The sequence below is a fragment of the Lentzea alba genome (genome assembly GCF_011067745.1).
Classification (GTDB): Bacteria; Actinomycetota; Actinomycetes; order Mycobacteriales; family Pseudonocardiaceae; genus Lentzea; species Lentzea alba.
Genome location: NZ_JAAMPJ010000012.1, coordinates 1 through 24445, shown reverse-complemented (window position 1 = coordinate 24445; position 24445 = coordinate 1). Strand labels below are relative to the sequence as shown.

The 24445-nt window shown below is 70.5% G+C and carries 23 protein-coding genes; 11 read left to right on the top strand and 12 right to left on the bottom strand.

What is annotated here, in order from left to right; all coding sequences use genetic code 11:
• Both G7043_RS35070 and G7043_RS35065 read left to right on the top strand, forming a co-directional pair.
• Window positions 1-2088 carry a beta-galactosidase gene (locus tag G7043_RS35070; RefSeq protein WP_166052967.1) on the top strand — a complete coding sequence of 696 codons (2088 nt, stop codon included), beginning with the start codon at window positions 1-3 and terminating at the stop codon, window positions 2086-2088.
• A 10-nt stretch (window positions 2089-2098) separates the two neighbouring features.
• Window positions 2099-3622, top strand: coding sequence for an RICIN domain-containing protein (locus G7043_RS35065; protein ID WP_166052966.1), 1524 nt, complete (start codon window positions 2099-2101; stop codon window positions 3620-3622).
• Between the two features lie 88 nt (window positions 3623-3710).
• Here G7043_RS35065 and G7043_RS35060 read toward each other — a convergent pair whose 3' ends face one another.
• The 4 genes from G7043_RS35060 to G7043_RS35045 form a co-directional block, all read right to left on the bottom strand.
• Window positions 3711-4205: a GNAT family N-acetyltransferase gene (locus G7043_RS35060; RefSeq protein WP_166052965.1), complete on the bottom strand. Its 495-nt coding sequence runs from the start codon at window positions 4203-4205 to the stop codon at window positions 3711-3713.
• A gap of 9 nt (window positions 4206-4214) precedes the next feature.
• The gene (locus G7043_RS35055) at window positions 4215-4727 is read right to left on the bottom strand and encodes a MarR family winged helix-turn-helix transcriptional regulator (RefSeq protein WP_207312167.1); all 513 of its coding nucleotides are present in this window, start codon (window positions 4725-4727) and stop codon (window positions 4215-4217) included.
• A 178-nt stretch (window positions 4728-4905) separates the two neighbouring features.
• The gene (locus G7043_RS35050; protein WP_166052964.1) at window positions 4906-6687 is read right to left on the bottom strand and encodes a bifunctional sugar phosphate isomerase/epimerase/4-hydroxyphenylpyruvate dioxygenase family protein; all 1782 of its coding nucleotides are present in this window, start codon (window positions 6685-6687) and stop codon (window positions 4906-4908) included.
• Window positions 6677-7525: a shikimate dehydrogenase gene (locus G7043_RS35045; RefSeq protein ID WP_166052963.1), complete on the bottom strand. Its 849-nt coding sequence runs from the start codon at window positions 7523-7525 to the stop codon at window positions 6677-6679. Before G7043_RS35045 ends, G7043_RS35050 begins: the two co-directional genes overlap by 11 nt.
• Window positions 7526-7637: 112 nt before the next feature.
• On the opposite strand from G7043_RS35045, the gene G7043_RS35040 reads away from it, so the two are divergent.
• On the top strand, window positions 7638-8279 hold the full coding sequence (locus G7043_RS35040) for a TetR/AcrR family transcriptional regulator (protein ID WP_166052962.1): 642 nt from the start codon (window positions 7638-7640) through the stop codon (window positions 8277-8279).
• Window positions 8280-8354: 75 nt separating this feature from the next.
• Complete coding sequence (locus tag G7043_RS35035) at window positions 8355-9659, top strand: MFS transporter (RefSeq protein WP_313888223.1); 1305 nt, start codon at window positions 8355-8357, stop codon at window positions 9657-9659.
• A gap of 46 nt (window positions 9660-9705) precedes the next feature.
• Here the strand turns inward: G7043_RS35035 and G7043_RS35030 are convergent, their stop codons facing one another.
• The 4 genes from G7043_RS35030 to G7043_RS35015 are packed head-to-tail and all read right to left on the bottom strand — an operon-like array spanning window position 9706 to window position 12415.
• Window positions 9706-10329 carry a response regulator transcription factor gene (locus G7043_RS35030; protein ID WP_166052960.1) on the bottom strand — a complete coding sequence of 208 codons (624 nt, stop codon included), beginning with the start codon at window positions 10327-10329 and terminating at the stop codon, window positions 9706-9708.
• Window positions 10326-11420: a sensor histidine kinase gene (locus tag G7043_RS35025; RefSeq protein ID WP_242643037.1), complete on the bottom strand. Its 1095-nt coding sequence runs from the start codon at window positions 11418-11420 to the stop codon at window positions 10326-10328. Before G7043_RS35025 ends, G7043_RS35030 begins: the two co-directional genes overlap by 4 nt.
• Before the next feature lie 5 nt (window positions 11421-11425).
• Window positions 11426-11995 carry a hypothetical protein gene (locus G7043_RS35020; protein ID WP_166052959.1) on the bottom strand — a complete coding sequence of 190 codons (570 nt, stop codon included), beginning with the start codon at window positions 11993-11995 and terminating at the stop codon, window positions 11426-11428.
• Between the two features lie 60 nt (window positions 11996-12055).
• The gene (locus tag G7043_RS35015) at window positions 12056-12415 is read right to left on the bottom strand and encodes a winged helix-turn-helix transcriptional regulator (RefSeq protein WP_166052958.1); all 360 of its coding nucleotides are present in this window, start codon (window positions 12413-12415) and stop codon (window positions 12056-12058) included.
• A gap of 27 nt (window positions 12416-12442) precedes the next feature.
• On the opposite strand from G7043_RS35015, the gene G7043_RS35010 reads away from it, so the two are divergent.
• On the top strand, window positions 12443-12955 hold the full coding sequence (locus G7043_RS35010; protein ID WP_207312165.1) for a group II truncated hemoglobin: 513 nt from the start codon (window positions 12443-12445) through the stop codon (window positions 12953-12955).
• A gap of 9 nt (window positions 12956-12964) precedes the next feature.
• Here G7043_RS35010 and G7043_RS35005 read toward each other — a convergent pair whose 3' ends face one another.
• A complete protein-coding gene (locus G7043_RS35005; protein WP_166052957.1) occupies window positions 12965-13516 on the bottom strand; it encodes a CGNR zinc finger domain-containing protein in 552 nt (183 codons plus the stop codon).
• An 82-nt stretch (window positions 13517-13598) separates the two neighbouring features.
• Between G7043_RS35005 and G7043_RS35000 the strand changes: the two genes are divergently transcribed.
• Entirely contained in the window at window positions 13599-14549 is a 951-nt protein-coding gene (locus G7043_RS35000; RefSeq protein ID WP_166052956.1) for an EamA family transporter, read from the top strand.
• Window positions 14550-14553: 4 nt separating this feature from the next.
• Here G7043_RS35000 and G7043_RS34995 read toward each other — a convergent pair whose 3' ends face one another.
• Entirely contained in the window at window positions 14554-15015 is a 462-nt protein-coding gene (locus G7043_RS34995) for a VOC family protein (protein ID WP_166052955.1), read from the bottom strand.
• 61 nt (window positions 15016-15076) lie between these two features.
• On the opposite strand from G7043_RS34995, the gene G7043_RS34990 reads away from it, so the two are divergent.
• Window positions 15077-16054, top strand: coding sequence for a helix-turn-helix transcriptional regulator (locus G7043_RS34990; RefSeq protein ID WP_166052954.1), 978 nt, complete (start codon window positions 15077-15079; stop codon window positions 16052-16054).
• Window positions 16055-16284: 230 nt separating this feature from the next.
• On the opposite strand, the gene G7043_RS34985 is transcribed toward G7043_RS34990, so the two are convergent.
• On the bottom strand, window positions 16285-17490 hold the full coding sequence (locus G7043_RS34985; protein ID WP_166052953.1) for a PP2C family protein-serine/threonine phosphatase: 1206 nt from the start codon (window positions 17488-17490) through the stop codon (window positions 16285-16287).
• Window positions 17491-17544: 54 nt separating this feature from the next.
• A complete protein-coding gene (locus tag G7043_RS34980; protein WP_166052952.1) occupies window positions 17545-18678 on the bottom strand; it encodes a carboxylate-amine ligase in 1134 nt (377 codons plus the stop codon).
• A 155-nt stretch (window positions 18679-18833) separates the two neighbouring features.
• Here G7043_RS34980 and G7043_RS34975 point away from each other — a divergent pair, with 155 nt between their 5' ends.
• The 4 genes from G7043_RS34975 (at window position 18834) to G7043_RS34960 (ending at window position 24322) form a co-directional block, all read left to right on the top strand.
• Complete coding sequence (locus tag G7043_RS34975; RefSeq protein WP_166052951.1) at window positions 18834-21092, top strand: catalase; 2259 nt, start codon at window positions 18834-18836, stop codon at window positions 21090-21092.
• Window positions 21092-21475: an ankyrin repeat domain-containing protein gene (locus G7043_RS34970; protein WP_166052950.1), complete on the top strand. Its 384-nt coding sequence runs from the start codon at window positions 21092-21094 to the stop codon at window positions 21473-21475. The genes G7043_RS34975 and G7043_RS34970 overlap by 1 nt, the downstream gene beginning before the upstream one ends.
• A gap of 92 nt (window positions 21476-21567) precedes the next feature.
• Window positions 21568-23547: a DNA ligase D gene (ligD, locus tag G7043_RS34965; RefSeq protein WP_166052949.1), complete on the top strand. Its 1980-nt coding sequence runs from the start codon at window positions 21568-21570 to the stop codon at window positions 23545-23547.
• Between the two features lie 82 nt (window positions 23548-23629).
• Window positions 23630-24322: a GAF and ANTAR domain-containing protein gene (locus G7043_RS34960; protein WP_166052948.1), complete on the top strand. Its 693-nt coding sequence runs from the start codon at window positions 23630-23632 to the stop codon at window positions 24320-24322.
• Window positions 24323-24445: the final 123 nt, after the last annotated feature.

Here is a 24445-nt window from a genome sequence, read left to right as displayed (position 1 = left end):
ATGGCGGTTCTGCCCGCCCGTGTGCTGTTCGGCGCCGCCTATTACCACGAGTACCAGCTCCGCGACCGGTTGAAGGAAGACCTGGACCTGATGGTGGAGGCGAACTTCACCGTCATCCGGGTCGGTGAGTCGGTCTGGTCCACCTGGGAACCGGAGAACGGCGAGTTCGACCTCGAGTGGCTGCGACCCGTGCTGGACGGTGCCCACGAGCGCGGGATCTCGGTGATCCTCGGGACGCCCACCTACGCCGTGCCGCCGTGGCTCGCGAGGCAGTACCCGGAGATCACCGGCGAACGGGCCACCGGGCAGCGGATCGGCTGGGGCGCCCGGCAGGAGGTCGACTTCACGCATCCCGCGTTCCGCTTCCACGCCGAGCGGGTGATCCGCGCGATCGTCGCCCGCTACGCCACGCACCCGGCCGTCATCGGGTTCCAGGTCGACAACGAGCCGGGCAACGAGCTCCTGCACAACCACGGGGTGTTCCAGCGGTTCGTCGACCACCTGCGCGAGAAGTACGGTGACGTCGAGACGCTCAACCGCGAGTGGGGCCTGGTCTACTGGTCGCACCGGCTGTCCACGTGGGCCGATCTGTGGACCCCGGACGGCAACTTCCAGCCGCAGTACGACGTCGCGTGGCGGGAGTTCCAGGCCCGCCAGGTCACCGAGTTCATCGCCTGGCAGGCCGGCATCGTGCGGGAGCACGCCCGCCCCGAGCACTTCGTCACCACGTGCATCTCCTACACGCGCCGTGCCGTGGCCGACGACGAGCTGAGCGCGAGCCTCGACATCGCCTCCGGCAACCCGTACTACGACATGCAGGACGGCCTCGCCCTGCCGGACCGAACTCCCGACGACTTCGAGCAGAAGTGGAAGACGACCGGCGTGTGGTCGTTGTTCCAGACCGCCGACTGGATGTTCTCCTCGCGTCAGGAACCGTTCCTGGTCACCGAGACCAACGCCGGTTCCATCGGCTTCGCCTGGGACAACCGACCGGCTTTCGACGGCCAGTGGCGGCAGGCCGCGTGGGCGCTGGTGTCGCGGGGCGCGCGCATGATCGAGTACTGGCACTGGCACACCCTGCACTTCGGCGCCGAGACCTACTGGGGCGGAATCCTGCCGCACCACGGCAAACCGGGCCGCACCTACGCCGAACTGGCCGCGCTGGGCGCCGAGTTCGACACCGCGGGAGCGTTGGTCGCCGGACTCGAACCGGACGCCGACATCACCATGGTCTACTCGACGCCCAGCAAGTGGCTCATGCAGAAGTACCCGCCGCTGTCCACTTCGGACGGGGAGCCGGACTTCGCCTCCTACCACCGGATCATCGACCCGTTCTACCGCGGCGCCGTCGACGCGGGCCGGCAGGTGCGGCTCGTGCACGCCCGGCAGCTGCGCGACCGGATGACGCCCGAGGAGGCCGCGCTGCGGCATCCCGTGCTGATCGCGGCCGCGCTGTACGTGGTGGACGACGAGACGATCGACTGGCTCGCGGCCTACGCCGAGGCAGGCGGTCATCTGGTGCTCGGGCCCCGCACCGCGTACGCCGATCATGAGGCCCGCGCCCGGCCCGAGGTCGCGCCGGCCCGGCTCGTCGAAGCCGCCGGGGTCCACTACGACGAGTTCAGCAACCTCCGTGCGCCGATCCCGGTGCACGGCCTGACCGAGCACGCCACCGCGACGCACTGGGTCGACGGGCTCACCGTGATCGACGCGGAGGTGCTCGCGCGGTACGACCACCCGCACTTCGGTCGCTGGCCCGCCATCACCGCCCGCGCGCACGGCAAGGGCCGCGTGACGTGCGTCGGCACGGTGCCCGGCCGCGACCTGGCGCGCGCGTTGGCCTCCTGGCTGGTCCCCCTGCCGGTCAGCGGATGGCGTGACCTGCCGGCGTCCGTCACGGCGTCCACCGGCACCGCGACCGACGGGCGCCGCGTGCACGTCGTGCACAACTGGAGCTGGGAACCCGTGCACGCCAAGGCACCCGTGCAGCTCACCGACGTCCTGGCGGACCGTTCCGTCCCGGCCGGCGAAGCGCTGGAGCTGGGCGCTTGGGACGTGCGCGTGTTCGTCGCCGATTCGACAGAGTGAGGAGCACACGATGTTTTCCCTGCAAAGACACCGGATGTGGCTGCTGACGGTGTTGCTCGTCCTGGTGGGAGGCACGCTCAACGCGTCACCCGCCCTGGCCTACGGCCCGTCGGTGCTCGTGGCGCCGTCCGGCGACTGCACCCGCCCGTACTGCTTCACCTACGCCAAGTCCGCGCAACTGCCCAGCGGCCGGCTCGTCGCCACGTACGAGGACAACAACCAGCCGCTCGAGAACATGACGTTCCCGATCTGGAGCAGCATCGACAACGGCAGGTCCTGGTCGCGCCGTTCGAAGGTCGCGGACACGTCGCCGCGCAAGTGGGGCAACTGGACCAACCCGCACCTTTACGTGCTGCCCCAACGGATCGGCACGATGCCCGCGGGAACCCTGCTGCTCGCCGGCATCTCCTCGCCGCCGGACCGGTCGGCGACCGCGATCCAGCTCTACCGCAGCAACGACGACGGCGCGACCTGGCGGTGGGTCAGCGAGGTGGCCCTCGGCGGCGGTCAGTGGGGCAGCCCGAACCCCAAGCCGATCTGGGAGCCGTACCTGCTCGTGGCGAACAACCGGCTGATCGTCTACTACTCCGACGAACGCGACAAGGACAACCACGACCAGAAGCTCGTGCACCAGACCTCCACCGACGGTCTGCGCTGGGGCCCGGTGGTCGAGGACGTGGCGATGGCGGACCGCGCGCTGCGACCGGGGATGCCGATCGTGACGCGGATGGCCGACGGCCGGTACCTCATGGTGTTCGAGATGGTCGGGCAACCGAACACGCCCAACAACTTCAAGATCTCGGCGGATCCGGAGTCGTGGAACGCGCTCGACGGCGGCACCACGATCGACCACGGCGGCAGCCCGATGGTGATCACCCTGCCGAACGGGCGGCTGGTCTACAACTCCCACGGTTCGGGGGACGTCCGGGTCAACACGGGCAACGGCGCCGGCCCGTGGACGCCGGTGCGCACGACCATGCCCACGGGCTACAGCCGCATGCTGCAGCCGGTGGCGGGCACCGGCCGGGTGCTGATCCTGTCGGTGGAGGGCTTCTGGGTCAACGAGCGCAACGCCGTCCGCTACGGCGACGTCGACCTCGGCCACTCGGCCGGCGCTTACTACAAGCTGGTCAACCGGCAGACCGGCAAGGTCCTGGACACCTTGCAGTCGAGCCTGCAGGACGGCGCCGATCTGGTGCAGTGGGCCGACAACGGCGGCGCGAACCAGCAGTGGCACGTGACCGACGTCGGTGGTGACTACCGGACGTTGTTCAACCGCAACAGCGGCCGTGTGTTGTCGATCTGGGACACCAGCACCGCCGACAACGCCCGCGCCGTGCAGTGGGTCGAGAACGCCGGTGCCGACCAGCAGTGGCAGCTCGTACCGGTCGGGGCCTACTACCGTTTGGTGGCAAGGCACAGCGGCAACGCGCTGTCGGTGCTCGACGGGTCAGGCTCTGACGGCGCCCAGATCGTGCAGCGCGCCTACAACGGGTCGTTCGACCAGCAGTGGCGGCTCGTCCGGGTCGGCTGAGCCCGAGGGCAGGCGGGAAGGCGGCGGCCACCGATGATCAGCGGTGGCCGCCGCCTTCCCTCAGCCGATCGACGAGCGAGAGCGAGCTCTACGACTGGAGGTCGCGCTGGTACCAGGTTCCTGACTTGCCGCCGAGATCAGCCGGGGTGGCAGGGCCGACCGGGACGAACCCGGTCTTGGTCAGGACTTTCCGGGATGCGGCGTTGTCGTGGGAGGTGGCCGCCCGCAGGGTGCGCAGGCCGTACGTCACCGCCGCCGTCCGGCACAGCTCCCGAACGGTCGTGGTCGCCAGGCCGAGGCCGGCGGCCTGCTCCGCGACCCGGTAGCCGAGTACGGCAGTGCCGTCCTCCAAGTCGTACAGGTTGAATCTGCCCAGTACCGAGCCGTCCTCGGCGACGAGCACGTAGAAGGCGCAGACGCCGGCCTCGTGCTCGGCCAGCAAGGCGTTGTACCGGTCGGTGAACTGGTCGAAGAAGTCGTCGCCGCGGTCGGGGATCGAGGCGGCGAAGTAGGTGCGGTTCGCCAGCTCGAAGGCCAGGACCGCCTGGGCGTGGCCGGCCTGCAGCGGCTTCAGCTCGGGCATCGCCCGAGCCTACGGCCGCACGGAACGCGTCAACGCCGCCAGGGCAGGTTCGCCGTTGACGGGCGGTCGGGGCCGGAGAGTCCGTTCAGCACGATTTCGCAGACGTCTCCGAGGACCCGGATCTGGTCGGGATCCAGCCGGTCGAACACCACCCCCCCGGACGGTGGCGACGTGACCAGGCGCCGCTCGCTCCAAAGTGGACCTGCCGACCGCGGTGACGACCGCGAACTGGCCGCGGCGGTCGCTCGGATCGCCTTCCCGCCGGACCAGGCCGTCGTCCGCCATGCGGCTGATCGTGTAGGTGAGCCGGCTGCGGGCGATCTTGAGCGCCTCGGCGAGATCGGTCATGCGCAGCCGTCCGCCCGGTGCCTCGGTGAGGAACACCAGCACGGAGTAGTACATGTGGCTGATGCCCGCGTCCCGGCGGAGCTGTTGGTCGAGGGTGTCCTCCATGAGCAGGGTGAGCGCCCGGTAGGCACGCCAGGCGCGGTGCTCCCCGTCGTCCAGCCACCGGGTCTCCATGATCCGAATCCTAGTGCAAATTTGAACTACCCCGCGAGGACCAAGACCTGGACGGCCAGACCCGGTCAACTCGTTCATCCTCCTCCGGAACCTCGACCTGCCCGGTGACCCGGAGGTCAGCCGTGACGTCGAGAAGCGCGGGGAAGAACTGCCCGTACTCCTGCCAGGGAGCCACGCTCTACTTCGACAACTGACCGGTTCGGCCCCGTGCGTCGTGGTGTGCCGCCATGCGCACGGGTGCGTTGGTGACACCGAACCCGCGGTAGCCACCGATCCGCTGGACCACCTCGAAGAACACCCTGGCGCCCGCGAGCTCGGTGTAGAAGTGCAGGTACTCGCCGTGCTCGTCGCGGTCGTACAGCACGGAGTGCTCGCGCAACGCGCTGAGGCGATCAGCCGGCAACCCGGTCCGTGCCGCAAGATCGTCATAGTAGTTGCCAGGGATGTCCAGCAGCCGCGCGCCCGACTGCCGCAACGCCTCGGCGCACGCGACGGCGTCGGTGCAGGTGAAGGCGATGTGCTGGGGCTCCTCGACCGCGGGTGCCCAGCCGCCGCGGCGGACCAGTGCGGCGTCCAGCGTGAGCCGGACGCCGCCACCGCTCACGCCGCGGCCCCGCACCAGCCCGAACGGTGCCGCGAACTCCGCGGTGGCACCGGGTTCCAGGCCCAGCACCGCGCGGTAGAAGAGCGTGGCCTCGTCGAAGTTGTCGAAGGGCTGCGTCAACGCGACGTGGTCGATGCCGGTGATTCCCGCGCCGGGGGCCGACTCCCCGGTCGGGACGAAGTCGCCGAGCCAGTCGTCGTTGGCGCACAAGAAGATCTGCGTTCCGTCCGGGGTGGCGATCGCGGTCAGCGGCGCTTCGCCGGGGCCCGCCGTCCGGGACAGCGGTGGCGCGAGCAGGACCTTCGCGCGCTGCGCCGCCGCTGCCGGGTCCGGCACGGAGATGCCGAGTGCTCCGATCGCGCCCGGCTCACCGTTCGCGTTGACCAACACTCGTGCGTCGCCCTGCGTCCACAGCTCCACCGGCTTCGAGCGGTGCACGCCCGTGCGTGTGAAGCCCAGCGCGGCCAGGTTCGACTCCCCCACGACCTCGGCGAACGCGTAGCCGTCCGAGACGGGTGCGGCCGGAACGTCCAGCAGCCCCAAGGAGTCCTTCAGACCGACCAGTGATCGCATCGCGTCGACCGCGGCCCGGTACGGGTCGGACTGGCGGAAGACGTCGTTGAACACCTCCAGCGAGAGCGGTCCGCGATAGCCGGCGTCGAGAACGTTGCGGGTGAACGTCGTCAGGTCGAAGTCGCCCTGGCCGGGGAAGAGCCGGTGGTGGCGGCTCCACTGGAGGACGTCCATCGGCAGCGTCGGCGCGTCGGCCAGTTGCAGGAAGAAGATCTTCTCGCCGGGGATCGCGCGGATGGCCCGCGGATCGTCCCCTTTGGACAGGATGTGGAAGCTGTCGAGGCAGACACCCAGCGCCGGATGCGCGGCGCGGCGCACGATCCGCCACGCGTGCTCGTAGCCGTTGACGAACCTCCCCCACGCCAGCGCCTCGTAGGCGATGCGCAGTCCCCGTTCGCCCGCACGTGTGGCGAGCAGGTGCAGCTGCTCGGCCGCGAGATCGTCGTCGTCGATCGCGTCCGGCGACACCGACGAGCACACCAGCACGGTGTCCACGCCGAGTTCGGCCATGAGGTCGAACTTGTGCTCGGCGCGGCGCAGGTTGGCGGCGAGCACGTCCGGCGGCACCGCCTCGAAGTCGCGGAACGGCTGGTACAGGTCGATGCTCAGCCCGAGGTCGGCACACCGCCGCCGGATCTCCGCCGGACCGCGGCGGGCGGCGAGCAGGTCGTTCTCGAACAGCTCGACGCCGTCGAACCCCGCCTCGGCGGCCGCGGCCAGCTTGTCGTCGAGCGTGCCGGACAGGCACACGGTGGCGATGGCGGTACGCAGGTCAGGACGCATGAGCGGGTTCTCCCTCCAACTCCTCGAAGTGCGCGAGCATCCGGTCCGCGTCCGGTTCGACGCCGGTGAAGAGCCGCAACGACTCCGCGGCCTGGAGCACGACCATCCCGCCGCCGTGCAGCACCCGGCAGCCCCGTGCCCGCGCGGCCGCGAGCAGCGCCGTCTCCAGCGGCCGGTAGACGATGTCGGCGACCCAGAGTTCCTCGCGCAGCAACGACTCGTCGATCGGCAGCCCGGGGTGCGCCGCCATGCCCGTCGGGGTCGCGTGCACCAGACCGTCGGCTGTCCGGACGGCATCAGGCCGGCACATGACGGCCCGGTCGGCGCCGAACCGGCGTTGCAATGCCGCCACCAGGCCCGCACCGCGACTCAGGTCGACGTCGTGGACGCCCAGCCGGCCGGTGCCGAGCGACAGCAGCGCGTGAGCCACCGCGGCGCCCGCTCCGCCCGCGCCGAGCAGCACGACGTTCTCCAGGCGAGCGTCCGGCAGGCCACGGCTGAGACTGCGCGCGAAGCCCGTGGCGTCGGTGTTGTGGCCGATCGCCTTGCCGTCCGCGAAGACCACGGTGTTGACGGCTCCCAGCGAGGCCGCCTCGGGAACGATCTCGTCCAGGTGCGGCAGGATCGTCTGCTTCACCGGATGGGTGATGTTGAGCCCGGCGAACCCCTCGGCCCTGGCTGCGGCCAGCACGTCCCCCGCCGGTTGCCCGATCACGTCGAGGTCGAGCAGGCGGTAGGTGTAGCGCAACCCGAGCTCACGGGCCTCGCGCTCGTGCAGCGCCGGACTCAGCGACGGACCGATGCCGGAGCCGATGAGTCCGATCAGGTAGTTGGTCACCAGGTCTCCCACCTAATGTACGAACTAGTGAGTTAACGCTAGCGCACTGGTCCACCCGCAGCAAAGGGCTGCACTAGAGTTGGCTGGTCGTCCGCAGATCGAAGGGGGCCCGGTGGCCGCACCGTCAGCCGATGCCGAGCGCCAGCGGGACAAGGACCGCACCCGCGCCGACATCCTGGACGTAGCCACCCGGGAGTTCGCGGACAAGGGCTACACAGGCGCGCGGGTCGACGAGATCGCCGAGCGCACCAGCACCACCAAGCGGATGATCTACTACTACTTCGGCGGCAAGGAACAGCTCTACATCGCCGTCCTGGAGCGCGCCTACCTGGCCATCCGCGCGCTCGAAGCCGAGCTCGACGTGGAACACCTCGAGCCGGAGGACGCCATCCGCCGGCTCGCCGAGCTCACGTTCGACCACCACGAGGCGCATCCCGACTTCATCAGGCTCGTCAGCATCGAGAACATCCACCGCGCCGAGCACATCGCGCGCTCGGAAGTGCTGGCGGGACTGGCGAACCCGGCGCTCGACTGCCTGACGCAGATCCTCGAACGAGGCCGCGCGGCCGGCCGGTTCCGCACCGACGTCGACCCGCTCGACGTGCACATCGCGATCAGCTCGTTCTGCGTCTTCCGGCTCGCGAACCGGCACACGTTCGCCGCGATCTTCGGCCGGGACATGCTCGACCCGGCGCGCCGCGAGCACTACCGGCGCATGCTCGGTGACATGCTGATCGACTATCTGACCAGCTGAAACCAAACCCTTGACACAGAGGGGTGGCGTGTCCGATTTTGTGTTAACTAACTAGATCGTACATCGGAGTACGCCGTGACCACATCGATGGCCCGCAAGACTGCGCTGGCAGCCTGGATCGGCAGCGCCCTCGAGTACTACGACTTCTTCATCTACGGCACAGCCGCTGCACTGGTCTTCAACAAGGTCTTCTTCCCCGCCGCCGACCCGGCGACGGGCACCCTGCTCGCGCTCGCCACGTTCGGCGTGGGCTACCTCGCCAGGCCCCTCGGCGCGTTCGTGCTCGGCCACGTCGGCGATCGCTTCGGCCGCAAGAAGGTCCTCGTCTTCACCCTGCTGCTGATGGGCGTGGCGACCTTCGCCGTCGGCTGCCTGCCCACCTACGCCTCGATCGGCGTGCTGGCGCCGGTCCTGCTCGTCGTTCTCCGTCTGCTGCAAGGACTTTCGGCGTCGGGCGAGCAGGCGGGCGCGAACTCGATGTCACTCGAGCACGCACCGGAACACCGCCGGGCGTACTTCACGAGCTTCACCCTGAGCGGCACGCAGGCCGGCCAGATCCTCGCCACCGCGATCTTCCTGCCCGTGGCCGCACTCCCCCAGGAAGACCTGCTGAGCTGGGGCTGGCGCGTGCCGTTCTGGTGCAGCGCGGTCGTCGTGATCGTCGGACTGGTCATCCGCCGCAAGATCGACGAGACCGCCGTGTTCAAGCGCACCAAGGTGGCCAAGCTGCCGGTCGCCACGTTGTTCCGCACGCACTGGGCCGACGTCCTGCGGGTCGTCCTCGCGGCCACCATCGCCTCGGTCAGCACGATCTTCACCGTCTACGCCCTGAGCTACGCGGTGAACACGATCGGCCTGGCCCGCACGTCCATGCTGTGGGTCGGCGTCCTCGCCAACGTCGTCGCGCTGGCCGCGATCCCGTTGCTGGCAGGGCTTTCCGACAGGATCGGCCGCAAGCCGGTGTTCCTCGCGGGGTGCGGCGCGTGCGCGATCCTGATCTTCCCGTACCTGTGGTCGATCTCCATCGGCGCGTACGGCCTGGTGTTCGCGCTCGGCATCCTGCTGTTCGGCGTGGCCTACTCCGCGATCAACGGCATCTGGCCGTCGCTGTACGGCGAGATGTTCAGCACCGAGGTCCGGTTGTCGGGCATGGCGATCGGCACGCAGTTCGGGTTCGCGATCGCAGGTCTCGCGCCGAGCGTGGTGTCGGCGATCGGCTCCGGCCGCGACGACTGGGTCGGGGTCGCGATCTTCACGGCGGCGGTGTGCGCGCTGAGCGCGACCGCGATCGCGACGGGACGCGAGACGTTCCGGCGTCCGACCGCGGAGCTCGGGCGTTCGGCGCGGGAGTCATCTGTTCCTGCCACCACTCAGGTCTGAACTGTCCACATCGGAATGAGGCCGCCCGCGGTCGAGGGCGGCCTCATCACACCAGACCGTGCGACTGGGCGTACAGCGCGGCCTGCGTCCGGTCGCGCAGCCCGAGTCGCCCGAGGATGCGGGAGAGGTGGTTCTTCACCGTGCCCTCCGACAGGTGCAGGCGCCCGGCGATCTCCCGGTTGGTCGCCCCGGCCGCGACCAGCCGCAGCACCTCCACCTCGCGCACGGTGAGCGGCTCGCGGTGGCTGTCCGACCGGCTCAGCACCGCCGCCAGCCTGGCCGCCGCGGCCGGGTCGAACTGGGCCACGCCCGCCGCGGCGAGCCGGACCGCCGCCGCGAGCTCCTGCGACGGCAGGTCTTTGAGCAGGTAGCCGGTCGCGCCCGCGCGCAGGGAGCGCACCACGTAGTCCTCGTCGTCGAACGTGGTCAGCATGACCACCCGGCAATCGGGTGCCCGCTTGCGCAGCAGCGTCACCGCCTCCACGCCGTCGATCCCCGGCATCCGCACGTCCATCAGCACGACGTCCGGGGTCAGCGTCACCGCCAGCTCCACGGCCTCGTGCCCGTCGCGGGCGGTGCCGACGACCTCGATCCCTGGCTGCAGGCTCAGCAACGACGCGATGCCCTCGCGGATCAGCCGCTGGTCGTCGACCACCAGCACGCGGGTCATGCGGTCCTCGCCGCGGGGATCGTCACCGTCAGCCTCGTGCCGGACGAGGTGCTGGCGAGGTCGACCCGTCCGCCGGACAGCGCGACCCGTTCCCGCATCCCGAGCAACCCGAACCCTTCCGCCGCCGCGCCCATGCCGCGCCCGTCGTCGGCCACGGCCAGCCGGGCCCGTTCGGCGTCGAGGTCGACCGCGACGGCGATGCGCGTGGCGCCGGCGTGCCTGCGCGCGTTGGTGATGCCCTCCTGTGCGGCCCGGTACAACGCGTGCAGGGCACCGACGGCATGGCCGTCCGGGGAACCGCTGACCGTGAGGGTGACTTCGTCCTGGCCCGCCACCAGTTCGTCGAGGGCGGCGAGCAGGTGGAACGAACGCAGTGACCGCACCGACTCACGCACCTCGCCGAGAGCCCGCCGAGCCGACTGCTCCGCGTCGAGAACGGCGGCCTTCGCGGCGGCGGGTTCGCGGTCGTGGAACGCGGAGGCCTTCTCCAGCAGCACCACGATCGCGGTCAGGTGGTGGCCGAGGTCGTCGTGCAGATCCCTGGCCACCCTGGCGCGTTCCGCCGCCGCCGACAGCTCCGCCACCGTGCGATGCGACTCCTGCAGCCGGATCCGCCCGTCGCGCTCCCGCACCGCCACCGCCGCCATCGTCAGCGTCAGCACCAGCCCGACGGCCAGCATCACCAGGTCCGACACCCGCTCCACGTGGGCGTACCAGTCCGGGACGCTCACCACCGCCGCCGCGAGACACAGAGCGGCCAGCCCGAACGCGACTGCCCGACCGAACGCGAAGTACGCGGTGAACGGCACGAGCACCAGCAACACCCGTACCAGCCCCGAACCGTCCACGAGGGCCAGCCCCGCGTAAAGGGCGGCCCGCACCGCCAACAGGGCCGCCGCCACCGGCTTCGGCGTGCGCACCGGGTAGCGGCGGAACTCCGCCAGGTCCACGACCACGAGCACCACCAGTCCGCCGACGAACAGCGGCAACGTGGTGGTGCCGAGCCCGGAGACCGCGGCGTACACACCCGCGACCAGCACCGCGACGCACAGCAGCGGCGAGACCCAGTACGCCGGTCGCGACATGTGCATGCCGCTCAGGCTAGTGCCGTGACCGGGCGCGGCGGCCACACCGCAGCGGACAACCATCCCAGCACCACGGCGCAGGCGACGTGCAGCAACGCGGACCACGGTGTGTCCGGCAGCGCCGCGAACACGGCCAGCAGCGCGAAGCTGATCCCGTACCCCCAGGCCGGGATCGCGGGAAACACCTTCGCCCGCACCATCGACGCCCCGAACGCCACCGTGCCGAGCACGAACACCAGTGACGCCCCCTTCAGCACTACCTCCGTCAGCACCGCCAGCTGCCCCGGCTCCTGGAAGAAGATCACCAGGTTCAGCGCGAACGCCACCCCCGTGAACAGCCCCAGCCCGATCATGTTCACCGCGAACGCGTACGCGCCGAACCTCCCCGACGCGTGCGCCTGGTGCCCGTGGAACGCCACCACCGCGGGTGCTCCGAACGCCGTTCCCAACCCGATCGCCAGACTGGTCGCCGCCGTCTCCCCGGTGAACGCCTCGACGGCCCCGGGCACCCCGATGGACAGGGCGAGAAGGATCCCGCACACCGCGCCGAACCTCGGCAAGAAGATCTTGTCATCCGTCACACCGAGGACGCTACGAGCGCGGACACCGTGCTCCGAAGTCCCGACCGGCCACTTCGGACGTCAAAGGTCATGCGGTGAGGGGTGCCGATCGGCACGTGCGGCATCCGGCGGCGCGATGACCGCGCCGGTGCGCGCCGCGCGCTCGAGCCCCCAGTCGTACAAGGCCTGCAGCGCCGGTCCCAGGCTGCGGCCTTCCTCGGTCAGCGCGTACTCGACGTACGGTGGCACCTCGGTTCGCGACACCAGACCGGCGTCCTGCAGCTCGCGCAGCCGCTGCCCGAACATCTTCTCGCTGATGCCCGGCACCTTGCGGCGCAGCTCGCCGTAGTGGTGGGACTTTTCCTTGAGGTGGGCCAGGATCACCGCCCGCCACTTGCCTCCGATGACGTCGAGGGCCAGCTCGACAGGACAGTGGTACATGGGCGCTCCTCACCAAAAGGTGCGTACTTGCCTGACTTCGCGCGTGCTGCTGGAGTGGGCGTCGTGATCAACGACGAGCCGACACCTTCTCTTTACACCTGGGCCGGTGGCGCGGACGCGTTGCTGCGCCTGACCGAAGCGTTCTACCGGAAGGTCGCGCAGGACGAGCTGCTGGCGCCGGTGTTCGCCGGAATGGATCCGGGCCACGCGCGGTACGTGGCGCTGTGGCTGGGCGAGGTGTTCGGCGGACCGGCCGCGTACACCGCAGAGCGCGGCGGCTACGAGTTCATGCTGGCCAAGCATCTCGGTCGGGCCATCACCGAACAGCAGCGTCGTCGCTGGCTGAACCTGATCATGGACGCGGCGGACGAGGTGGCGCTGCCGGACGACCCGGAGTTCCGCGCCGCGTTCGTGTCCTATCTGGAGTGGGGCACCCGGCTGGCGGTGCAGAACTCCGCGCCGGACGCCAAGCCCTTCCACGGGGCGCCGGTGCCGAAGTGGGGCTGGGGCGTGGCGCCGCCGTACGTCCAGGCGCCGTGACACCGGTCGTCACCGGTCCGCGCGTCGTTCCCGGAAGGCGATCATGTTCATCCGGTTGCCGCAGCGCACGGTGCAGAACCGCTTGAGGCCGTTGCGGGACAGGTCCAGCAGCAGACCGGCGCAGTCGTCCGCCGCGCAGATCCGCAGACGGTCCATCTCGTTCATCCGGATCACGTCGATGAGGGCGAGCGCGGCCTCCACCCGGATCCGTTCGGCCAGCGGGGAGTCGGGCTCGGTGGCGTGCATGTGCCAGTCCTGCGAGTCGTGCCGCACGAGGTGCGGGAGCGCCTTCGCGTCGCGCAGCATCTTGTTCACGGCTCCGACAGCGTCGTCGCGGTCGAGGGTCCAGACGTGGCGGAGCAGTGCGCGGGCGCGGTGGACGTCGCGCAGTTCCGCCTCGTCGTGGTCGATGCGTCCGGTGTAGCCGAAGTGGCTCAACAGGGCCGCGAGCTGGTCGACCGTGGCCAGTTCGTCGGCACCGCTGCGCGACGCCGAGGGGTCGGTGTTGCACAGCGCGACCACGAAGGCGAGCGACTCCTCCGTGTCAGGGGCAAAACGCAAATTGACTCCTTACCGCGACCGGCCTACCGTCAGGACCGTAACAACGATAGGTCATGACAACTCACGGCACGCGGAGGCGAGCATGGGTGTTCCGGCGACGTCCACCGGCCTGATCGCGGCCACGGTCTCGTTCATCTCGTTCAGCACCTCCGGAGTGCTGGTCAAACCGCTGCTGGCGGCCGGCTGGTCCCCGGCCGCCGCCGTCACGGCCCGCGCGCTCGCGGCGGGGCTCGTGCTGCTCCCGTTCGTCGTGGTGTCCCTGCGCGGCCGGTGGGACCTGCTGTGGCGGGCCAGGTGGTCCGTGCTGGGCATGGGCCTCGCCGGGGTCGCGCTCACCCAGGTCCTCTACTTCGCCGCCATCGGGCGGATCCCGGTGGCGACCGCGCTGCTCATCGAGTTCCTCGCACCGCTCATCCTGGTCGGGTTCACCTGGGCGGTCAGCAGGCGCACGCCCGCGCCGGTCGTCCTGGTCGGCTCGGTGCTCGCGGTCGGCGGCCTCGTGCTCGTGATCGGCCCCGGCGCGATCCAGGCCGTGGACCCGATCGGCCTGGCGGCCGCGTTCGGTGCCGCCATCGGGTGCGCCCTGTACTTCGTGATCGCCGCGCGCCCCAACGACGGCCTGCCGCCGGTCGCGCTCGCCGGGACCGGACTCCTGGTGGCCGCACCCGTCCTGGCGCTCATCGGGGCGACCGGCCTGCTCCCGTTCACCGCGACGTTCGGCGACGTGCCGCTGCTCGGCACCCCCGCGGCCTGGTGGGTGCCGCTGCTCATCGTCGCGGTCGTCGGCACCGCGCTCGCCTACGCGACCGGCATCACCGCTTCCGGGATTCTCGGGTCGCGGCTCGCGTCGTTCATCGGCCTGATGGAGGTCGTCTCGGCGTCAGTGCTGGCCTGGCTCCTGCTGGGCGAGGAACTCACGCCTCTGCAACTGGCCGGCGGTGTGCTGATCCTCGGCGGCATCGCGTCGGTGCGGGCCGAGCGGCCGAAGGTGGAGGTGGCCCCCACACCTCCGGCCGTCGCGTCCTGCCCGTGACGGCTCAGGCGTGGGCGACCGCCACGTCGACGACCCAGGTGACGCCGAACCGGTCGGCCAGCATCCCGAAGCCGGGCGTCCACTGCGAGGGGCCGAACTTCTCGATCACCGTCGCGCCGTCGGCGAGTCCTTCCCAGATCGGGGCGACCTCGTCGGCGCTCTCGCCGCGCACGGACAGGAAGAAGGGCTCCGCGGTGATCGTGGTGCCGTTCTCCCGCCGGGTGGTGGGTTCACCGGCGACGATCGGCTCGTCCGCACCGGGCACGTCGTAGGCCATGACGCGGAAGCCGTTGTCCGCGACGACCTCGCCGAACACCACGTTCTGCGCGCCGGGCACCTCGGCGGGCATCCCGAAGTCGCCGTAGGTGACGACGGTGAGCCGGCCGCCGAAGACCGACCGGTAGAACTCGAGCGCCTCCCGGGCCTGGCCGCGGAAGTTGAGATGGGGAACTGCGTTCAATGACATGAGTGCACGATGTCAGCAGTAGCGGACAGGGAACGTCCGCTACTCGTGCGAGGCTGAGACCATGCCGATCGCCACGTCGACGACCACCTCGGCCCGCCTGCTGTCGTTGCTGTCCCTGCTGCAGGTCCGCCGCGACTGGCCGGGCCTGCTGCTGGCTCAGCGCCTCGGCGTCAGCGAACGGACGGTGCGCCGCGACGTCGACCGGCTGCGCGAACTCGGTTACCTCGTGCACGCGGTCAAGGGCCCCGACGGCGGGTACCGGCTCGAAGCGGGCAGCCAGGTGCCGCCCCTGCTGTTCGACGAGGAACAGGCGATCGCGCTCGCCGTGGCGCTGAGGATCGCCGTCGGCACCGGCGCGGGCATCGAGGAGGCCGCCGCACGGGCGTTGGCCACCGTGCGTCAGGTCATGCCGTCACGGCTGCGTCAGCGCATCGACGCGCTGGAGATCGAGTCGTCCGGCCGCGGCACCCAGGTGGACACCGACCTGCTGGTCACGCTGAGCAACGCCATTCGCGCCCGCGAGGAACTGCGCTTCGACTACAACGCGCCGGGCCGCACCGACTCCGCACGGCCACCTCGCCGCGTCCAGCCGCACCACCTGGTCGTGCGGGCCGGCCGCTGGTACCTCGTCGGATGGAGCCCGGAGCGCGAGGACTGGCGGACGTACCGCGCCGACCGGATGACGCCGCGCATCCCCAACGGACCGCGCTTCACACCCCGCCAGGTCCCCGGCGGCGACGTCTCGGCGTTCCTGGCCGCCCGGTTCAAAGGCGCCGACACTCACACCTGGCCCTGCCGCGGCAAGGTGATCCTCGACCTGCCGCTGGCCGACGTGGCCCCGTTCACCGGCGACGACACCGCCTCGGAGGCCGGCCCCGCCCGCACCAGGCTCCTGACCGGCTCGTGGTCGTGGGCCGCGCTCGCCGCGAAACTGGCGCGCTTCGACACCGAGATCGAGGTGGTCGGCCCACCCGCCCTGCGCGACGCGTTCGCCGACCTGTCCCGCCGCGCCGCCCGATCGGCTAAGCGCGACCCGTAAACCGCCGCCGTGAGCCATCGTCACCAAAGTGCACGCGGGGAGCTTTCGTTCGCTCTGACAGTACGAAAGCGCCCCGCGTGGCAGCGGCACAGCAAGGCCAGCCCGCCCGCGAAGCAACCCCGCCACCCCACGGCACACCGCCCCCGACACCCGTCACCGAAGTACACGCGGGGAGCTTTCGTTCGCTCTGACAGTACGAAGGCGCCCCGCGTGGCAGCGGCACAGCGGGGTCAGCCGCTGTGGCGGATCGCCACCAGCGCGATGTCGTCGGTCGCCGGCCGGTCGCCGACCATCGTGGCCATGATCCGGACGCAGGCCTCCTCCGGCCCCATCGGGCTGACGGTCTGCCGCAACCGCTCCAGGCCCACGTCGAGGTCCTGTTCCCGGCGTTCCACCAGACCGTCCGTGTAGAGGACGATCAACGTGCCCGGCGGTACGTCCACGGCGGCACTGCGGCGCCCGGCGGTGCCGAGGTCGAACCCGATGGGCGGGCCGACGTGCACGGACGCGAACCCGGCCTCCTCCCCAGGCACGGCGAGGACCGGGGGCAGGTGCCCGGCCACGGCGAGGCTCATCCGGTGCGTCGCCGTGTCGATGATCGCGTACGCAACGGTGGCCATGGTGTTGTGCTCGAAGTAGCTGGCCTTGCGGTCGAGCTTGCCCAGCACCTGCGCGGGATCGAGGTACTCCAGCGCGTACGCGCGCAAGGCGCTCCTGAGCCGGCCCATCACGACGGCGGCCCGCAGGCCGTTGCCGACGACGTCGCCGATCACCACGCCGATGCGGTCGCCGGGCAGCTCGAACACGTCGTACCAGTCGCCACCGACGCCGCTTTCCGCGCCGGGGACGTAGCGGGCCGCGAGTTCCCAGCCGTCGGTGCTCGGCAACCGGGACGGCAGCAGGCTTTCCTGCAGCATCGTGGCGGCGGCGCGCTCGGACCGCGACCGGTCCACGTAGACGGCCACCGCGAGACGGTCGGCGACGAGCTGCAGCGCGTCGACCTCGTCATCGGTGAACCGGCGGCGCGTGGTGCTGCCGACGTGCAGGACCCCGGTCAGCTCGCCCTCGGCGATCATCGGCACGCCGAGCAGCACCCGCAGCCCGTGCTCCCACAGCAGTGGATTGACCACTGTGGACGGGTCGACGTGTTCGATCTGCACCGGTTCCCGGAGCTGGGCCACGCGGCCCGCGAAACCCTTGCCGACCGGCACGCGCACGCCCTGGAAGACCTCTTCCTCCAGTCCGGACGTCGCTTTGGCCACGAGCTGCGTGCCGCCGCGATCCACCAGCAGGACGGTGACGGTGTCGACGGCGAGCAGTTCGCGGGAGCGCTCCAGCAGCACCTCGAGCAGTTTGTCGAGGTCAAGCTGCTTGAGCGTGCCGTCCGTGACGGCGTCGAGGACGCGCAGGCGGATCGACGAGCCTTCCGCTGCCATGCCACCTCCACCCGCGCCGATCGTGTCGTCGACACTACTGCGTGGGTGCGGACCTCAGGACGCGGAAACCTCCCGCGAGTCGGCACGGTCGACGTCGAGCAGGCTCAGCAGCGCTTCCACCCGGCCTTCCCGGAACGCCAGGCGCTGCCGGTCCGCGCCACCGCCGTCACGGTCCAGCAGCCGCAGACCTCGTTGCACCGCAGGCAGATCACCGTTCGCTTCGAACACCGGGGTCAGTCGCCGCACCAGCTCGTCCAGCTGTTGCCGCACCGGCCGCGGTTCGCCGGACAGCACGTCCAGGACCGTGCCCGGCAGGCCAACGTTTGCCGCGCTCCAACAAGCCTGGCGCAGCGTGTCCTGAGGAACCGGCTCCGCCCGCACGCCGCGTCCGACGTCGACGACCGCCTGGGCGACCAGCGCCCGCGCGAGCGCCGCGAGCAGCACCGCGTCGTCCACGCTCGCCGCGACGTCGGAGACCCGCACCTCCACGGTCGGCAGCTCGGTGGCGGGCCGGACGTCCCAGTAGACCATCGCCCGGTCCAGCGCGGTGCCCGCGGCGATCATGGTGTCGCAGGCCTCCTCGTAGTGCTGCCACGAGGTGAAGTACGGCGGTGGGCCGGACACCGGCCAGCGCGACCACACCGTCGAACGCCAGCTGGCGAACCCGGTGTCCTCCCCGCCGGAGAACGGCGAGTTCGCGGTGACGGCGGCCAGCACGGGCAGCCACGGCCGCACGTGGTTGCACACCTGCACGGCGGTCTCCCGGTCGGGCACGGCCACGTGGACGTGACAGCCGCAGATCAGCTGCTGCTCGGCCAGTGCACCGAACTCGCGCGCGATCCGCCGGTACCGCAGGCTGTCCGTGATCTCACCGGTCGCGTGGCCCAGCGGAGGCGCTCCGACCGCGATCGCCCGGCACCCCGCCGTCCGCGCGGCCTGGGCGACCAACCGGCGTGTCTCCAGCAACTCACGGCGCGCTTGTTCCACGTCACGGCAGATCGTCGTGTTGATCTCCACCTGTGCCCCGGTCAGCTCGTGCTCCAGGGCGAGCCCCAACCGCTCCCGCGCGACGGCGACGACCTCGTCCGCCCGGTTGACCGCGACACCGGTCTCCGGGTCCACCAGGAGGAACTCCTCCTCGACACCGACCGTCGGACACCACACGTCCTTCGATGGCGCTTTCTCCACGTCTCACCATCCCGCTCGTGAACGCCGGCACGCGCCGGTAACGACGAATACCCACTTCGCCACGTTTTCCAATCCAGACGGCCCATCCCGGCAACGCATATCCAGCCCGAGCGCGGGTACTGCCTGTACGACAACCCCGCCCCGAGGAGGATGCAGTGGCGAGCCAAAAGCCGGGCAAGCTCGTGAAGGCCGCGCTCGAGAAAGCGGTCGACAAGGTCACCGAACTGGTGAACCCGCCGATCCCCGGCGCTCCGAACAGCGAGCCGCCGTCCCTCGATGAACCGACCGAGCCGCGCGGGCCGTTGCCGCCCAAGCAGGACCAGACCGGACCGGAGACGGTGTCGCCAACAGGCGCACCGACCGGCGCGCCGAAACTGTCCCAGGGGCAACAGGGCGACTTTCTCACCACCTCGGCGGGCGCACGGCTGTACGACACCGATCACTCGTTGAAGGCCGGCGAGCGCGGACCGACGTTGCTGCAGGACCATCACCTTCGCGAGAAGGTGATGCACTTCGACCACGAGCGCATCCCGGAGCGGGTGGTGCACGCACGCGGGTACGGCGCACACGGCGTGTTCGTGGGCTACGGCACGGCCGCGAGCGTCTGCAAGGCCGGTTTTCTGGGCGACGGCGTCGAAACACAGGTGTTCGTGCGGTTCTCGACGGTGCTGGGCTCGCGCGGATCGGCCGACACCGTCCGCGACACCCGCGGGTTCGCGACGAAGTTCTACACCCAGGAAGGCAACTTCGACCTGGTGGGCAACAACATCCCGGTGTTCTTCATCCAGGACGGCATCAAGTTCCCGGACGTCATCCACGCGGGCAAGCCGCACCCGGACCGCGAGATCCCGCAGGCGCAGAGCGCGCACGACACGTTCTGGGACTTCGTGTCCACCCACACCGAGGCCACCCACCACGTCATGTGGAACATGTCCGACCGCGGGATCCCCCGGTCCTACCGCACGATGGAGGGGTTCGGCGTCCACACGTTCCGGCTCGTCAACGCCGAGGGCGGGACCGCGCTCGCGAAGTTCCACTGGAAGCCGAAACTGGGCGTGCACTCCCTGGTGTGGGAGGAGGCCCAGCTGATCAACGGCATCGACCCCGACTTCCACCGCCGCGACCTCGCCGACGCCATCGAGTCCGGCGCCTTCCCGCAGTGGGAGCTCGGTCTGCAGATCTTCCCCGACACGCCCCGGCAGACCTTCGAGGGCATCGACCTGCTCGACCCGACGAAGATCGTGCCGGAGGAGCTCGCGCCGGTGCAGCCGGTCGGGATGCTCACGCTCAACCGCAACACGATGAACTTCTTCGCGGAGACCGAACAGGTCGCGTTCCACCTCGGGAACCTGGTGCCGGGCATCGACGTCACCGACGACCCGCTGCTGCAGGCACGCCTGTTCTCCTATCTGGACACCCAGCTGACGAGGCTGGCAGGGCCGAACTTCAACCAGATCCCGATCAACCGCCCGCACACGGCGGTGAACGACATGTTCCGCGACGGGTTCCACCAGCACGCCGTGCACGCCGGTGTGGCGCCGTACCGGCCCAACACCCTCGACGGCGGCAACCCGTTCGAGGCGACGGCCGAGGACCGGCCGCTGGTCGAGGTGGCTCAGCCGTTGCCCAAGGCGGTGAAGGTCCGCCAGGCGCCCGCGTCGTTCGCCGACCACTTCACGCAGCCGAGGCTGTTCTGGCTGAGCCTCTCGCCGGTCGAGAAGGAGCACGTCGTGCGCGCGTTCACCTTCGAGCTCGGCAAGTGCTACGAGCAGGCCGTCAAGGAACGTCAGCTGCGCGTGCTGGCCAACGTCGACGCCACGCTGTGCGCGCAGGTGGCCCAGGGTCTCGGGCTGCCGGCGCCGAGCCCCACCGTGCGACCGAAGAAGGTCGCGCCGAGCCCCGCCCTGTCGCAGATCGGGCAGACGTGGCCCACCGACGGCCGGCTGATCGGCATCGTGGTCGACCCGGCCGACCTCGACGGCGTGCGAACGGTCCGCGAGACGATCCTGGCCGGCGGCATGGTGCCGCTGCTGATCGCCCCGACCGGCGGTCCGATCGGCGACAGCGGCCTGGTCGCCCAGCGCACGTTCCTCACCGCGCGCTCGGTCGAGTTCGACGCCCTGCTGCTCGCCGGCGGCCCGCCGCCCGGTGCGGACGCCGTGCCGGCCAGGGACGCGAAGGCCGGCGCGCCCGGTGGCACCGTCGACCCGCGCGTGCTCCTGATGATCCAGGAGTGCTTCCGCCACGCCAAAGCCATCGGCGCCTGGGGAACCGGCCGCGCCGCCGTCGAGGCCGCGGGGTGCGCCGGGCCGGGGGTCGTGGTCGACGACGACGCCTCGCAGGTGTTGAAGTCGGTGACCGCGTTGCTGGGAGCCCACCGCGTGTGGGAACGCTTCCCCGCGACCATCTCCTGATGCTCACCGAGGAAGAGCTCACCTTCCTGCGCTCGATGTTCGACCTGGCCCGCACCGGCGACACGGGCCGGCTGGTCGAGGCGATCGACGCGGGGATACCGGTGAACCTCACCAACGGATCCGGCGACTCCCTGCTGATCCTCGCCGCCTACCACGGCCACCCGGACACCGTGCGGGCGTTGCTGGAGCGCGGCGCCGACACCGGGCGGGTCAACGACCGCGGTCAGACGGCGCTCGGGGCAGCGGTCTTCCGCCGCTCCGAGCGCTCCGTCGGCCTGCTGCTGGACGCGGGTGCGGACCCGGCCCTCGGGCCGAGGTCCGCGCTCGACGTGGCGCGGTACTTCGAGCTGCCGGACATGCTCCTGCTGCTGAACGGACGGTGACGTGCTGAGCTGCGCCAACGGGCGTAATTAGGCCGATCGGGTTACCTTCAGATTCCTGGTGACTGGGCAACACACCAGGTACGGAGGTGGCCATGCGCGCGGCGCACGACTCCGTTCCCGCCTGGATCGACCCCATGCTCGCCAAACCCGACGGCGGCCGCCTCCGCGAGGGTCCCCAGTGGACGTACGAGTACAAGCTGGACGGTTACCGCGTGGCGGCGCGGATCGCCCCGGACGGCACGACGGTGCTGACCAGTCGCAACGGCCTGGACCTCACCGTCGAGTTCGTCGAGCTGACCGAGGTGCTGGGCGCGGCGGTGCGGGGACGCGCCGCGGTGCTCGACGGCGAGGTCGTGGTCTACAACGAGGCCGGCCAGATCGACTTCGGGCTGCTGCAGCAACGGCGAGGCCGGTTCCAGAAGCACCGCACGGCCCGCCGCGAGGAGCCGTTCATCGACGTCCCCGTGCGCTTCCTGGCGTTCGACCTCCTCCTGCTCGACGGGGAACTGCTGCTCGACCAGCCGTACGAACAGCGCCGGCGGCTGCTCACCGCGCTGCCGATGCCCGACCCGTTCCGGGTGACCGTCGTGCCCTCGTTCACCGCCGCCGAACTGGCGGCCGACCGCCTCACGCCGCAGCGGTTGCTGGAACGCGTGGCGAACGAGGGGCACGAGGGACTCGTCGCCAAGCGCCTCGATTCCCCCTACCTGCCCGGCAAGCGGCCGGGCTTCTGGTGCAAGCACCCGCTCGTGCAGACCCGCGAGGTCGTCGTGTGCGGCTGGCGGCCCGGCCAGAGCGGTTTCACCGGCACGGTCGGCGGTCTGCTGCTCGGCGCGCACGACCCGGACACCGGTGCGCTCGTGTACATCGGCGACGTCGGCACCGGCTTCACCCGCCAGGACCGCGACCAGCTGCGCGACCGCCTGCTGCCGTTGGAGCGGGCCGGTCACCCGTTCGCGGCCTCTCCCCCGCGCGAGGACGTCGTGCGCGCCCGGTGGGTGGATCCGGTCCTCGTCGGCGAGGTGCGGTTCCGGCAGTTCACCCGAGGCGAGGAAGGCCGGCTCAGACACACCGCCTGGCGAGGCCTGCGGGCCGACCGCGATCCGGCCGAGGTGATCGCACCACAACCCGGCCGCCCCGGCCCTCCGCCCGCGCCCGCGACCGGCAGCCGGGTGACGGTCAAAGCGGGTGCACGCACACTCGCACTGTCCAATTTGGACAAGGTGCTGTACCCGGACGGCACCGCCAAGAGCGAGGTCATCGCCTACTACAGCCGGATCGCTCCCGTCCTGCTGCCGCACCTGCGCGGCAGACCCGTCACGTTCGTGCGGTGGCCCAACGGTGTGCGCGGGCAGCGGTTCTTCCAGAAGAACGCCGACGCCGGCGCGCCGGACTGGCTGCCGACCGTGCCGTTGCGGGGCGGCGGTTCCCGCAGCGGTGGCGACGAGATCGTGCGCTACCCGCTCATCCACGAGCTCGCCGCGCTGGTCTGGGCCGCCAACCTGGCCGCGCTCGAACTGCACGTTCCTCAGTGGACGGTCACCGGTGACGGCGCGCCGAACCTCCCGGACCGGCTCGTGTTCGACCTCGATCCGGGCCCCGGCACCACCGTCGTCGACTGCTGCCGGGTCGCCGAGCGCCTGTACGACGTCCTCACCGGCGACGACCTCACGCCGGTGGCGACGACGTCGGGGGCCAAAGGCCTTCAGGTCTACGCGGGGATCGCCGCGACGAGCGCGCAGGCTCCGTCGGTCTACGCGAAGGCCGTCGCGGTGGCGTTCGAGCGGGAGACGCCCCGGCTGGTGACCGCGACGATGGCGAAGGCCCGCCGCGAAGGCAGGGTCTTCATCGACTGGAGCCAGAACAACCCTGCCAAGACCACGATCACGCCGTACTCGCTGCGCGGCCGCGACGAGCCGACGGCGGCCACGCCGGTCACCTGGGACGAGGTCCGCGGCTGCCGGAAACCGGCGCAGCTGATGTTCACCGCGGAGGAGGTGCTCGACCGCGTCGCCGCCGTAGGCGACCTCTTCGCGCCGGTCGAGGAGAACCGGGCGCCGCTACTTGGGTGATGCCCCGCGCAGCGCACGTTTCACCCGGGATTCCGGTGGGGTAGAAGTATCAAGAGCGTCGACCTTGGTGATGGAGGCGTCAATGAGAGCGACTGACGACGACGGTTTCCGGGGGCTTGCCGAGACGCTCGGTGGCATCGCCCGAACACTGCAAGCCGAACCGGACGTCGAGACGACGCTGCAGGCGATCGTCAAGGCCGCCGTCGACTACGTGGGGGGCGCGGAACACGCCGGTATCTCGCTGGCCGAACATCGCAAGATCCGCACCGTCGCCCCGACCAGCGCCCTCGTCGAGACGATCGACCAGCTGCAGTACGACTTCCACGAAGGCCCGTGCGTCGACGCCATCACCGAGCACCAGACCTACCGCGTCGGCGACGTCGGCAAGGAGGCCCGGTGGCCGGCTTTCGGTCCCGCCGCCGCCGACCACGGCATTCGCTCGATGCTGTCCTTCCGCCTGTTCGTGACGGACTGGACCATCGGCGCGCTCAACCTGTACTCCAGCCGTGTCAACGCCTTCGGCCAACGCACCGAAGAAGAAGGTCAGCTGTTCGCCACGCACGCCGCGATCGCGCTCATGGGCGCTCAACGCGAGGCGCAACTCGGCGTGGCCATCGAGAGCCGCGACATCATCTCCACGGCCAAGGGCATGCTCATGGAACGTCACGACGTCGACGCCGCACGTGCGTTCCGGATGCTGGTCGAGGCCTCCCAGGCGGCCAACATCAAACTGCACGAGGTCGCGACCTGGCTCGTGGAGAAGCGCGCTGTCTAGGGCGTGTCCTGCGGATCTTCACCTGAGGTGGAGGACGATGCAGGCGAGGACGATCTCCGCGCGATGGTAGGCGGCTCGTTTCGCGAACCTGGTGGCCAGGCCACGAAACTGCTTGAGGCGGCT

What these genes read in the sequence shown, in the direction of transcription:
- ligD (WP_166052949.1), top strand. Translation starts at nt 21,568, where the DNA reads ATGCGCGCGGCGCACGACTCCGTTCCCGCCTGGATCGACCCCATGCTC.
- G7043_RS35030 (WP_166052960.1), bottom strand. Translation starts at nt 10,329, where the DNA reads ATGACCCGCGTGCTGGTGGTCGACGACCAGCGGCTGATCCGCGAGGGC.
- G7043_RS34970 (WP_166052950.1), top strand. Translation starts at nt 21,092, where the DNA reads ATGCTCACCGAGGAAGAGCTCACCTTCCTGCGCTCGATGTTCGACCTG.
- G7043_RS35060 (WP_166052965.1), bottom strand. Translation starts at nt 4,205, where the DNA reads ATGCCCGAGCTGAAGCCGCTGCAGGCCGGCCACGCCCAGGCGGTCCTG.
- G7043_RS34995 (WP_166052955.1), bottom strand. Translation starts at nt 15,015, where the DNA reads ATGTCATTGAACGCAGTTCCCCATCTCAACTTCCGCGGCCAGGCCCGG.
- G7043_RS35055 (WP_207312167.1), bottom strand. Translation starts at nt 4,727, where the DNA reads ATGGAGACCCGGTGGCTGGACGACGGGGAGCACCGCGCCTGGCGTGCC.
- G7043_RS35065 (WP_166052966.1), top strand. Translation starts at nt 2,099, where the DNA reads ATGTTTTCCCTGCAAAGACACCGGATGTGGCTGCTGACGGTGTTGCTC.
- G7043_RS35015 (WP_166052958.1), bottom strand. Translation starts at nt 12,415, where the DNA reads ATGTACCACTGTCCTGTCGAGCTGGCCCTCGACGTCATCGGAGGCAAG.
- G7043_RS35050 (WP_166052964.1), bottom strand. Translation starts at nt 6,687, where the DNA reads ATGCGTCCTGACCTGCGTACCGCCATCGCCACCGTGTGCCTGTCCGGC.
- G7043_RS35000 (WP_166052956.1), top strand. Translation starts at nt 13,599, where the DNA reads ATGGGTGTTCCGGCGACGTCCACCGGCCTGATCGCGGCCACGGTCTCG.
- G7043_RS34960 (WP_166052948.1), top strand. Translation starts at nt 23,630, where the DNA reads ATGAGAGCGACTGACGACGACGGTTTCCGGGGGCTTGCCGAGACGCTC.
- G7043_RS34990 (WP_166052954.1), top strand. Translation starts at nt 15,077, where the DNA reads ATGCCGATCGCCACGTCGACGACCACCTCGGCCCGCCTGCTGTCGTTG.
- G7043_RS34985 (WP_166052953.1), bottom strand. Translation starts at nt 17,490, where the DNA reads ATGGCAGCGGAAGGCTCGTCGATCCGCCTGCGCGTCCTCGACGCCGTC.
- G7043_RS35070 (WP_166052967.1), top strand. Translation starts at nt 1, where the DNA reads ATGGCGGTTCTGCCCGCCCGTGTGCTGTTCGGCGCCGCCTATTACCAC.
- G7043_RS35025 (WP_242643037.1), bottom strand. Translation starts at nt 11,420, where the DNA reads ATGCACATGTCGCGACCGGCGTACTGGGTCTCGCCGCTGCTGTGCGTC.